We start from the raw sequence: 11,294 nt of genomic DNA, 5'->3' as shown, positions 1-11,294 counted from the left end.
TCAGGAGGAGATCCACCCGTGGAGTTCGACGTTCTCATCGAGATCCCCAAGGGGTCGCGGAACAAGTACGAGGTCGACCACGAGACCGGTCGGATCCGCCTGGACCGCCGTCTCTTCACGTCGACCGCCTACCCGACGGACTACGGCTACGTCGAGAACACCCTGGGCGAGGACGGCGACCCGCTGGACGCGCTGGTCATCCTTGACGAGCCGACCTTCCCGGGCTGCCTCATCAAGTGCCGCGCCATCGGCATGTTCCGCATGACGGACGAGGCCGGCGGCGACGACAAGCTGCTGTGCGTCCCGGCGACGGACCCGCGCATGGAGCACCTGCGCGACATCCACCACGTGGCCGAGTTCGACCGCCTGGAGATCCAGCACTTCTTCGAGGTCTACAAGGACCTGGAGCCGGGCAAGTCGGTCGAGGGTGCGGACTGGGTCGGCCGCGCCGAGGCCGAGGCCGAGATCGAGAAGTCGTACCAGCGCTTCAAGGAGCAGGGCGCTCACTGAGTCCCCGCTCTGTTGAGCCTGTGAATGCCTGTGAAGGGCGGTGCACCTACCGAGGTGCACCGCCCTTCGCGCATTCATACTTGGCTTGATTGTTCGGTTCGGGACGAGCGAGGACGAGGGGCGAGGACAGTGGTGGCGCAGCCGAACGGGCCCGAGGAGGCCCCGGAGGACCGGAAGCCGCAGTCGGACGAGGCGCGCAGCGCGTTCGTGCCGCCGGCCGGGGTGGCGCCGCCCGAGCCGCCGGAGGAGGAGCATCCGACCTCCGAGTTCGCGTTGCCGGACGGCCTGGCGGCCGAGCCCGCGGCGGAGCAGGAAGGTTCCGCCTTCGCGCCGCCGTCCACGTACTCGGCGAAGAGTTCGCCGCCGGCCTTCACGCCGGCGTACGGGATACCGCAGGTCATGCTGCCGGACGACGCGCCCTGGCAGGACCGGATGCGGACCATGCTGCGGCTGCCGCTGGCCGAGCGGCCGGTGCCGGAGGCGCCGCGCAGGGCGGGCGAGACCGGCCCGCCGGTGCCGCGCGTGCTCGACCTGACGCTGCGTATCGGCGAGCTGCTGCTCGCGGGCGGGGAGGGCGCGGAGGACGTCGAGGCGGCGATGTTCGCGATCTGCCGTTCGTACGGGCTCGACCGCTGCGAGCCGACGGTGACCTTCACGCTGTTGTCGGTCACGTACCAGCCGTCGCTGGTGGACGATCCGGTGACCGCGAACCGTACGGTACGGCGCCGGGGCACCGACTACACGCGGCTGGCCGCGGTGTACCAGCTGGTCGCGGACATCAACGACCCGGACCACGAGGTGTCGCCGGAGGAGGCGTACCGGAGGCTCGCGGAGATCCGCCGCAACCGGCACCCGTACCCGGGCTGGGCGCTGACGCTGGCGGCGGGCGTGCTCGCGGGCGCGGCCTCGGTGCTGCTCGGCGGCGGGCCGACGGTGTTCTTCGTGGCGGCGCTCGGCGCGATGCTGGGCGACCGGCTGGCGTGGCTGTTCGCGGGGCGCGGGCTGCCGGAGTTCTACCAGTTCCTGGTGGCGGCGATGCCGCCGGCGGCGGTGGGTGTGGCGCTGTCGGTCGCGCACACCGAGCTGCGGCCGTCGGCGGTGATCACCGGTGGCCTGTTCGCGCTGATCCCGGGGCGGGCGCTGGTGGCGGCGGTGCAGGACGGTCTGACCGGCTTCTACATCACGGCCTCGGCCCGGCTGCTGGAGGTCGGCTACTTCTTCGTGGCGATCGTGGTGGGCGTGCTGTCGGTGCTGTACCTGGCGGTGCAGTTCGGGGCGGAGCTGAACCCGGAGGGGGCGCTGCGGCCGGTGGAGCGGCCGGTGGTGCAGATCGCCGCGTCGATGGTGCTGTGTGCGACGTTCGCGGTGCTGTTGCAGCAGTCGCGGGCGACGGTGCTGTTCGCGACGCTGAACGGCGGGGTGGCGTGGGTGGTCTTCGCGTCGATCGCGGTGACGGCGGGCGGGTCCGCGGTGATGGCGACGGCGGTGGCGGCCGGTCTGGTGGGCCTCTTCGGGCAGCTGGCGGCGCGCTACCACCACACGTCGTCGCTGCCGTACGTGACGGCGGCGATCGGTCCGCTGCTGCCCGGTTCGGCGACGTATTTCGGTGTGCTCGCGATCGCGCAGCACAACCTGGACCAGGGCTTCGCCTCGCTGGCGAAGGCGGCGGCGCTGGCGCTGGCGATCGCGATCGGTGTGAACCTCGGTGGCGAGCTCGCCCGCCTCTTCATGCAGGCGCCGCGCGCGGCGGCGGCCCGTCGGGCCGCCAAGCGCACGCGCGGCTTCTAGCGGGGCCTGGGCCGGGCGTCAGGGCCTGGGCCCGGCGACAGCGCCTGGGCCCGGCATCAACGCCTGGGCCCGGCATCAGCGCTTGGCGTGGCGGCCGCGGGACTGGGCCGGGTTCGGGGCGCCGGGGGCGTCGTGGTCGCCATGGCCGGTCCCGTCGGGGTTCTTCTTCGACTGGGCGCGGGCGCGCAGCAGCTCGATGGCGACCGGGATCACGGAGATGAGCACGATCGCGACGAGGATCAGCTCGATGTGCTTGTGGACGAACTCGATCTTGCCGAGCGCGGAGCCGAGCAGCGTCACGCCGGCGCCCCACAGGAGGCCGCCGATGACGTTGAAGGTGATGAAGGAGCGGTAGTTCATCCGGCTGACGCCGGCGATGATCGGCGTGAAGGTGCGGACGATCGGCACGAAGCGGGCCAGGATCAGCGACTTGGGGCCGTGCTTCTCGAAGAAGGCGTGCGCCTTCTCCACGTTCTCCTGCTTGAACAGCTTGGAGTCGGGGCGCTTGAAGAGGGACGGGCCGACCTTGCGGCCGAAGAGGTACCCCACCTGGTCGCCGAGCACGGCCGCCAGGACCACGAGCCCGCACACCGCCCACAGCGGGTAGTCCAGCTTGTTGGTGGTGACGAGGAGGCCGGTGGTGAAGAGCAGCGAGTCACCGGGCAGGAAGAAGCCGATGAGCAGGCCGGACTCGGCGAAGACGATGACGAGGACACCGATCAGGCCGAAGGTCTGGATCAGGTAGTCCGGGTCCAGCCAGCTCGGTCCGAGGGCAAGCGTGTTCACGGGGTTCCGGGCTCCTGCGGTCGGTGGGGGTGAGGGGGCGTGCAAGGGGATTGTCGTACGGGACGGCCGCCCCAAGCTATCAACGTGGAGTGAACACCCCGGGTTCCATGCGCCCCCCACCGGGGCCCCGGGGCCCCTACGGGTCGGGGCACGGGCTTCTCAGGGGCCCGTCCGGGTCCGTCCCGGATGCGCGCCGCCGCCGCCGGCGCGAAGCTGATCATCAGGAAGCAGGAGGTGGATGCGCATGGGCATCGAGGATTACGGCGGCGGCCAGACGGGGCAGTCGGATGTGCTGGTGGTCACGACCAACGACGTACCGGGCTTCGAGGTGAAGCAGGTGATCGGCGAGGTCTTCGGCCTGACCGTCCGCTCGCGGCACATCGGCAGCCAGATCGGCGCCGGGCTGAAGTCGCTGGTGGGCGGGGAGCTGAAGGGTCTGACGAAGACCCTGGTGGAGACCCGTAACCAGGCGATGGACCGGCTGGTGGAGCAGGCGCGGGCGCGCGGCGCGAACGCGGTCCTGATGTTCAGATTCGACGTCACGGAGGCGGCCGACGTGGGCACCGAGGTGTGCGCGTACGGCACGGCCGTGGTCGTCGCGCCGCGCGCCTGACAGCGTTTACGAGGTCTGCGAGTCTGCCGGCGCCGGCGACAGGCGGCGGGCGTTCGCGTGGATCGCCGCGTGCAGGTGCTCGGCGAGGCCCTCGTGGAGCGAGTCGTAGAAGGCGCGGTAGTTCGCGTCGGAGACGTAGCTGTCGGCGAGGCCCTGGTGGATCTTCGGGTGGCAGTCGAAGAACCAGTGGGTGATGTGGGCGCGGTGGGCCTCGGCGAGGTCCATGGCGGCCGTGGAGTCCGGGGCCGCTCCGCTGTCCATGAGGGCGCCGTAGGCGGCGCCCCAGGCGTCGATCTCGTCCTTCATGCGCTGCCAGTCGTCCTTGGTGTAGGCGGCGACGCGGGCCTGGGTGGCCGCGTGGGTGTGGGTGCCGCCCCAGCGGCGTTCGGACTCCTCCGCGTACCGCTCGGGGTCCTTGTCGCCGAACACCTCGAACTTCTCCTCGGGCGTGAGGTTGATGCCCATGCGTCTCGCCTCCATGGCGTGTTCGACGGCCGCCGCCATCCGCTGCAGTTCCCCGATCCGCGCCGTGAGCAGCCGGTGCTGGCGCCGCAGGTGCTCCTGCGGGTCGGCGCCCGGGTCGTCGAGGAGGACGGCGACCTCTTCGAGGGGGAAGCCCAGCTCCCGGTAGAACAGGATCTGCTGGAGCCGGTCGAGGTCGGCGTCGTCGTAGCGGCGGTGGCCCGCCGCGTTGCGGCCGCTCGGCGAGAGCAGCCCGATCGCGTCGTAGTGGTGCAGTGCGCGCACCGTGACCCCGGCGAACCCGGCGACCTGTCCCACGGAGTAGCCCATCCGGCTTCCCCTCTCTTCCTTCTCCGGCCTGGGTCCTGACGCGACGTGAGGTGCAAGTCCGGGCCGGACCGAGCTGTCCGGCCGCTCCGAATCTCGGGATGTCATGCGGCATTTGCCCACTTATGGTGAGGCTCGTGACCACCGAGACTTCGGCCCCCAAGTCGCCGCTGCAGGTCCTGCTGCCGCAGATCCTGCCCGCGCTCGTGATCGGGGTGGCCTCGGCCCTGCTGTTCCTCGCGATCAGCGGGATCGCCAACCAGCTCGAGCACGTGCTCTGGAACACCCTTCCGGACGCGCTCGGCATCGGCCGGTACTCCTCGCTCTGGATCATCGTCATGCTCACCGCGACCGGCATCGCGGTCGGCCTCGTGATCTGGAAGGTCTACGGGCACGCGGGCCCCGACCCGGCCGAGGGCGGGCTGGGCGGGCCGCCGGTGCCCCCGGGTGTGGTTCCCGGTCTGCTGCTCGCCGCCACTCTCGGCCTCGCCGGCGGCGTCAGCCTCGGCCCGGAGTACCCGACCATCGCCGCCGCCATCGCCCTCACCTTCTGGGCGGGCAAGACGCTCAAGCCGGCCGTTCCGGGCATCTTCTGGGTCTCCCTGGCCACCGCCGGCACCTTCGGCGCCCTGTTCGGCACCCCGGTGGCCGCCGCGCTCGTCCTTTCCGAGGCGCTGGCCACCCGGCCGTCCCGGCCGGGCCAGCCGCCCCAGCCGGGCGGCGGCGCGCTGTGGGACCGCCTGTTCGCCGCGCTGCTCGCCGCCGGGGCCGGGGCCATGACCACCCAGCTGGCCGACCACCCCAGTTTCGACATGGGACTGCCCGCGCTGGACGACCCCGGCTACGAGGACCTCCTCGCCGCCCTCGTCATCGCCACCCTCGCCGCCGCCTTCGGGCTGCTGTCCGGCTATGCCTTCCCCCACGTCCACCGGGCCTTCAAACGCCTCAGGCACCCCATGCTGATGCTGCCGCTCGGCGGCCTCGTGCTCGGCCTGCTCGGCGCGCTCGGCGGACAGCTGACCCTCTTCAAGGGACTGACGGAGACCAGGGAGCTCATCCAGTCGATCGGTTCCTACGACTCGGGCGAACTGGCCAAGCTGGCCCTGGTGAAGTCGGCAGCGCTGCTCGTCGCCGCCTCGTGCGGCTTCGTCGGCGGCCGGGTCTTCCCCGCCGTCTTCATCGGAACCGCCTTCGGACTCCTCGCCCAGGCGCTCGTCCCCGAGATCCACCCCACGGTCGCCGTCACCTCGGCGGTGCTCGGCATCCTGCTCGCCCACACCCGCCAGGGCTGGATCAGCCTCTTCGTCGCCGCCGTGCTCGCCTCCTCGGCCCCGATGATCGCCCTGCTCGTCCTCGCCTCCCTGCCCGCCTGGCTGGTCATCACCGGCCGCCCCGAGTTCGAACTCGACCAGCAGGGCAACGCCCTGCACTGAGACCACCGCATCCCGAGCCTGCGATAGGAGTCCCCGTGGCACTGCACAAGGGTCCCGAGGAACCGAAGACCGAACACCTCCGCCGTATCTCCTTCAACCCCTTCTACGGCGATGCCAACCCGGTCGGCGGCATGACCGAGGCTCCGCCGCGCCACCGCCTGCCGGACGGCCCGCTGCCGCCGATGAGCGCCTACCAGATCGTCCACGACGAGCTGATGCTCGACGGCAACTCCCGCCTCAACCTGGCCACCTTCGTCACCACGTGGATGGAGCCGCAGGCCGGGGTCCTGATGGCCGAGTGCCGCGACAAGAACATGATCGACAAGGACGAGTACCCGCGCACCGCCGAACTGGAGCGCCGCTGCGTCGCCATGCTCGCCGACCTGTGGAACGCGCCCGACCCGGCGGCCGCCGTCGGCTGCTCCACCACCGGCTCCAGCGAGGCCTGCATGCTCGCCGGCATGGCCCTCAAGCGCCGCTGGGCCAAACGCAACGCCGGCCGCTACCCCGGCGCCCGTCCCAACCTGGTGACGGGCGTCAACGTCCAGGTCTGCTGGGAGAAGTTCTGCAACTTCTGGGAGGTCGAGCCCCGCCTCGTCCCCATGGACGGCGACCGCTTCCACATGGACGCCGCCTCCGCCGCCGCGCTCTGCGACGAGAACACCATCGGCGTCGTCGCCGTCCTCGGCTCCACGTTCGACGGCTCCTACGAACCCGTCGCGGACATCTGCGCCGCCCTCGACGACCTCCAGGAACGCACCGGCCTCGACATCCCTGTCCACGTCGACGGCGCCTCCGGCGGCATGGTCGCCCCGTTCCTCGACGAGGACGTGACGTGGGACTTCCGGCTCCCCCGCGTCTCCTCGATCAACACCTCCGGCCACAAGTACGGCCTGGTCTACCCGGGCGTCGGCTGGGCGCTGTGGCGCTCGGCCGAGGAACTGCCCGAGGAACTCGTCTTCCGGGTCAACTACCTCGGCGGCGACATGCCCACCTTCGCCCTCAACTTCTCCCGCCCCGGCGCCCAGGTCGTCGCCCAGTACTACACGTTCCTCCGGCTCGGCCGGGACGGCTACCGGACGGTCCAGCAGACCAGCCGGGACGTGGCCACCGGCCTGGCCGGACAGATCGAGGCGATGGGCGACTTCAGCCTCCTCACCCGGGGCGACCAGCTGCCCGTCTTCGCCTTCACCACCGCGCCCGACGTGACCGCCTTCGACGTGTTCGACGTCTCGCGCCGGCTGCGCGAGCGCGGCTGGCTCGTCCCCGCGTACACCTTCCCGAAGAACCGGGAGGACCTGTCGGTGCTGCGCGTGGTCTGCCGCAACGGCTTCTCCGAGGACCTCGCGAGCCTTCTCGTCGAGGACCTGAACCAGCTCCTCCCCGAACTGAGGAGCCAGTCCCACCCGTCCACCCACGACAAGGCGGCCGCGACCTCGTTCCACCACTGAGGGACGCACGCGTCAGGCGTACGGGTTCTCCTGGCCGTCCGCGAGGACGCCGACGAACGGCTCCCCGCCCTCCCCGGCGAACGCGTACGCCCCCGCCTCAAGCCGCTCGATCAGACCGGACGCCCAGGCCCGGCCCGCGTCCGCCGAGAACACCCAGAGGCGCATGAGCTCGCCGATGTGACCGAGCTGCTCGGGCCCGCCCTCCGGGGTGTAGTAGTCGGTGACCCGCGCCTGCCACTCGTCCAGGGCGCGCAGCCGGGCCCGCAGCAGCTCCACGACCTCCGCGCGCGGCAGGTCGACCATGAAGCCGATGCCCGCCGCGCGCACGTCCAGCCCCTGCTCGTACGAGGACAGGGCCACGCGCAGCAGCCGCAGGTACTCCTCGCGGCCGGCGTCCGTGATCTCGTACTCGACGCGCGGCGGCCCGCCGGCCGTGCTCGGCGCGCTCTCGAAGGCGCGCAGCAGTCCCTGCTTCGCCATCTGTTTGAGCGCGTGGTAGATCGAGCCGGGTTTGGCGTGGGACCACTCGTGCGCACCCCAGTACTCCAGGTCGTTGCGCACCTGGTAGCCGTGGGCGCGGCCGTGCTGCTTGACCGCGCCGAGGACGAGGAGTCGGATCGCTGACATGCCCCGAGTGTAGGAAGGAGCCTAGGAGGACTTCTTCTCCAGCTCGATGAGCTCGAAGGAGCCCTTGCCGTCCAGGGACTCCCGGATGATGTCCGCGTGCCCGGCGTGCCGGCCCGTCTCCTGGATCAGGTGCAGCAGCATCCAGCGGACCGAGACGCGCCCGTCCTTCGGGAACCAGGGCGCCTCGGGCAGCGGGAAGGTGTCGTCGAGGCTGGGCACGGTCCGGACGAACTCCTCCGTCTCCTTCGCCACGCCCGCCATGAAGGCCACCGTGCCCGCGACGGTCTCGTCGCCGACGAGCTTGAAGCTCTCGTGCCAGGTCGACTCGTCCCGGCGCAGCTCGTTCGGCTGCTGCTGCGCCATCCGCAGCCAGTTGAGCTCGGCCTCGGCGACGTGCTTGATCAGGCCGGAGAGGCTGAGCTCGCTGGCGCTGGGGCGGCTCGCCGCCTGCTCCTCGGTGAGCCCGAGGGACGCGCGGACGATCGCCTCGCGCTGGGCCCGCAGGAAGTTGAGGAACGCGCCGCGCTCGTCGCCGGGCTGCTCCGCGGGAACAAGAGCCACCATGTTGTCCACCCTCCGTAGGTCGGTGTCGGTCTCCCCCGACACCGACCAACTTACGGAGCCACTAGGTCAGATGCTGTCCTAGTGGCTCCGGATGGCTCAGGTTGGCTCAGGTTGGCTCAGGATGACTAGAACGGGAACCGGCTGCGGCCGTGCTGGATCGAGATCCACTTCTGCGTCGTGAACGCCTCGATCATCGCCTCGCCGTTCAGCCGCCCGATGCCCGACCGCTTCTCGCCGCCGAACGGCACGATCGGCTCGTCGTGCACGGTGCCGTCGTTGATGTGGATCATGCCGGTGTGGATGCGCTTGGCGACCCGGACGCCGCGCTCGATGTCGCCGGTGTGGACGGCGCCGCTGAGCCCGTACGGGGTGTCGTTGGCGATCCGTACGGCCTCGTCCTCGCCGTCGAACGGGATGACCAGGGCCACCGGGCCGAAGATCTCCTGGTTGAGCACGGGCGCGTCGGCGGCGATGTCGGTGAGCACGGTCGGGGAGACCAAGCTGCCCTCGACCGAGCCGCGCAGCAGCGCGGTCGCGCCGCCGGCGACGGTCTGCTCGACGACCGCGGCGACCGCCTCGGCCTGCTGGTGGTTGATGAGCGGGCCGATGTGGGTGGCCGGGTCGGCCGGGTCGCCGACCCGCAGGGTCTTCACCTTGGCGACGAACTTCTCGGTGAACTCCGCCGCGACGCTGCGGTCCACCAGGACCCGGTTGGCGGCCATGCAGACCTGCCCCTGGTGCACGAAGCGGCTGAAGACGGCCGCGTCGACGGCGTAGTCGACGTCGGCGTCGTCGAGGACGATCAGGGCGCTGTTGCCGCCGAGTTCGAGCACGGCGTGCTTGAAATTCTGGGCGCAGACCGTGGCGACGTGGCGGCCGGTGCGGTCGGAGCCGGTGAAGGAGATGACCTTCGGGACCGGGTGGGTGAGCAGCGCGTCGCCGATCTCGGCGATGTCGGTGACGACGACGTTGAGCAGCCCGGCCGGCAGCCCGGCCTCCTCCAGGACCTTGGCGACGAGGGTGCCGCCGCAGACCGGGGTGTTCTGGTGCGGCTTGAGGACGACGGCGTTGCCGAGGGCGAGCGCCGGGGCGACCGACTTGATGGAGAGGAGGAAGGGGAAGTTGAACGGCGAGATGACGCCGACGACGCCGACCGGCAGGCGGTAGACGCGGTTCTCCTTGCCGTCGACCGGCGAGGGCAGGATGCGGCCCTCGGGGCGCAGCGCCAGCTGGATCGCCTCGCGCAGGAACTCCTTCGCGAGGTGCAGCTCGAAGCCCGCCTTGAGCCGGGTGCCGCCCAGCTCGGCGACGATGACCTCGGCGAGCTCCTGCTCGCGGTCCTCGACGATCCGCAGCGCCCGCTCGAAGACGAGCCGGCGGGTGTACGGGTTGGTCTCGGCCCACTCGGCCTGGGCGCGCTCTGCGGCCCGGTAGGCGCGGTCGACCTCGTCGGCGGTGGCGACGGTGATCGCGGCCAGCTTCTCCCCGGTGTACGGGTTGAAGTCGATGATGTCCCACGAGCCGCTGCCCGGCTTCCACTCGCCGTCGATGTACTGGTGCGCCAGTTCGGTGAAGTAGGACGTCGGCGTCGTCATGGAACGAGACCCCTTACCCGCCCGCGGTGGCGGGCGTCGGCAAATCGGCAAGAGACGGCTCCGCCGCGGTGCGCAGCGCACGCAGCCTTACGCAGCCACAGTCACAGCCGTCTCACTGATGTGCCGTCATCGTACTGACGTATCAGGAGAGTTGGAGGAGTCCCCGGAGAAGATCACGGCTTTCCGCGGGATCGGGGCTGTCCTCGGAGAGCCGCTCCAGGACCCGGCCGTACTGGGCCACCTCCTCGCGCTTGTCGAGGTAGAGGGCGCCGGTCAGCTGCTCCAGGTAGACGACGTCGGACAGATCGGACTCGGGGAAGCTGAGCATCGTGAAGGCGCCGCTCTCGCCCGCGTGGCCGCCGAAGCTGAAGGGCATGACCTGGAGGGTGACGTTGGGGTGCTCGGAGATCTCGATGAGGTGCCGCAACTGGCCCTGCATCACGGCCCGGTCGCCGTAGGGGCGGCGCAGCGCGGCCTCGTCGAGGACGGCGTGGACGTGGGGGGCGTTCTCGGAGACGAGGACCTTCTGGCGCTCCAGGCGGAGCGCGACCCGGCGCTCGATCTCGGCGTGCGGGGCGTCGGGCATGCCGCGGGTGACGACGGCGTGGGCGTACGCCTCGGTCTGCAACAGGCCGTGGACGAACTGGACTTCGTAGATGCGGATGAGGGAGGCGGCGCCTTCCAGGCCGATGTAGGTCTGGAACCAGCCGGGCAGGACGTCTCCGTAGCTGTGCCACCAGCCGGCCAGGTTGGCCTCGCGGGCCAGCCCGAGCAGCGCGCCGCGCTCGCTTTCCTCGGTGACTCCGTAGAGCGTGAGCAGATCCTCGACGTCCCTGGCCTTGAAGCTCACCCTTCCCAACTCCATACGGCTGATCTTGGATTCGGACGCCCGGATCGAATAGCCGGCGGCTTCCCGGGTGATGCCGCGCGACTCGCGCAGTCGCCTCAACTGGGAGCCCAGCAGGATGCGGCGCACCACGCTCCCGCTCGCCCCGCTCGATTCGCCTGCCGTCACGGCTCCAGCCTCCCCTTCACGGTGCTGCCCTGATGCTCTTCTCGCTGCCGAGCCCCCGTGGAGTCCCCGCCGAGTCCGCGCCGAGTCCCCGCTGAGCCCCGGATTCTGCCACTAAACGCTTCA

General features: G+C 70.8%; 11 protein-coding genes. 5 read left to right on the top strand and 6 right to left on the bottom strand.

Annotated elements, in window-relative coordinates; all coding sequences use genetic code 11:
- Positions 1–18 precede the first annotated feature (18 nt).
- Both ACWEV0_RS26245 and ACWEV0_RS26240 read left to right on the top strand, forming a co-directional pair.
- Positions 19–510, top strand: a complete 492-nt coding sequence (locus ACWEV0_RS26245) for an inorganic diphosphatase (protein WP_403793759.1) — start codon at positions 19–21, stop codon at positions 508–510.
- A 129-nt stretch (positions 511–639) separates the two neighbouring features.
- Positions 640–2,298 (top strand): threonine/serine ThrE exporter family protein, encoded by a 1,659-nt coding sequence (locus tag ACWEV0_RS26240; RefSeq protein WP_453151937.1) that lies wholly within the window; start codon positions 640–642, stop codon positions 2,296–2,298.
- A gap of 75 nt (positions 2,299–2,373) precedes the next feature.
- Here ACWEV0_RS26240 and ACWEV0_RS26235 read toward each other — a convergent pair whose 3' ends face one another.
- Complete coding sequence (locus ACWEV0_RS26235) at positions 2,374–3,084, bottom strand: DedA family protein (RefSeq protein ID WP_453151936.1); 711 nt, start codon at positions 3,082–3,084, stop codon at positions 2,374–2,376.
- A 244-nt stretch (positions 3,085–3,328) separates the two neighbouring features.
- On the opposite strand from ACWEV0_RS26235, the gene ACWEV0_RS26230 reads away from it, so the two are divergent.
- A complete protein-coding gene (locus ACWEV0_RS26230) occupies positions 3,329–3,697 on the top strand; it encodes a YbjQ family protein (RefSeq protein ID WP_453151935.1) in 369 nt (122 codons plus the stop codon).
- A gap of 6 nt (positions 3,698–3,703) precedes the next feature.
- Here ACWEV0_RS26230 and ACWEV0_RS26225 read toward each other — a convergent pair whose 3' ends face one another.
- Positions 3,704–4,489, bottom strand: coding sequence for a MerR family transcriptional regulator (locus ACWEV0_RS26225; protein ID WP_453151934.1), 786 nt, complete (start codon positions 4,487–4,489; stop codon positions 3,704–3,706).
- A 122-nt stretch (positions 4,490–4,611) separates the two neighbouring features.
- Between ACWEV0_RS26225 and ACWEV0_RS26220 the strand changes: the two genes are divergently transcribed.
- Both ACWEV0_RS26220 and ACWEV0_RS26215 read left to right on the top strand, forming a co-directional pair.
- Positions 4,612–5,919, top strand: coding sequence for an ion channel protein (locus ACWEV0_RS26220; protein WP_453151933.1), 1,308 nt, complete (start codon positions 4,612–4,614; stop codon positions 5,917–5,919).
- Between the two features lie 35 nt (positions 5,920–5,954).
- Positions 5,955–7,370 (top strand): glutamate decarboxylase, encoded by a 1,416-nt coding sequence (locus tag ACWEV0_RS26215; protein WP_453151932.1) that lies wholly within the window; start codon positions 5,955–5,957, stop codon positions 7,368–7,370.
- 12 nt (positions 7,371–7,382) lie between these two features.
- Here the strand turns inward: ACWEV0_RS26215 and ACWEV0_RS26210 are convergent, their stop codons facing one another.
- The 4 genes from ACWEV0_RS26210 to ACWEV0_RS26195 form a co-directional block, all read right to left on the bottom strand.
- The gene (locus tag ACWEV0_RS26210; protein WP_453151930.1) at positions 7,383–7,997 is read right to left on the bottom strand and encodes a PadR family transcriptional regulator; all 615 of its coding nucleotides are present in this window, start codon (positions 7,995–7,997) and stop codon (positions 7,383–7,385) included.
- 21 nt (positions 7,998–8,018) lie between these two features.
- On the bottom strand, positions 8,019–8,561 hold the full coding sequence (locus tag ACWEV0_RS26205; protein ID WP_453151929.1) for a DinB family protein: 543 nt from the start codon (positions 8,559–8,561) through the stop codon (positions 8,019–8,021).
- 125 nt (positions 8,562–8,686) lie between these two features.
- Positions 8,687–10,156 carry an aldehyde dehydrogenase family protein gene (locus tag ACWEV0_RS26200; RefSeq protein WP_453151928.1) on the bottom strand — a complete coding sequence of 490 codons (1,470 nt, stop codon included), beginning with the start codon at positions 10,154–10,156 and terminating at the stop codon, positions 8,687–8,689.
- 142 nt (positions 10,157–10,298) lie between these two features.
- Positions 10,299–11,171, bottom strand: coding sequence for a helix-turn-helix domain-containing protein (locus ACWEV0_RS26195; RefSeq protein ID WP_453151927.1), 873 nt, complete (start codon positions 11,169–11,171; stop codon positions 10,299–10,301).
- Between the last annotated feature and the right edge of the window lie 123 nt (positions 11,172–11,294).

It is taken from the genome of Streptomyces sp. NPDC003943 (genome assembly GCF_053605265.1).
Note: the sequence above shows the minus strand (reverse complement) of the source record. Positions and strands in the feature narration are given on the sequence as shown.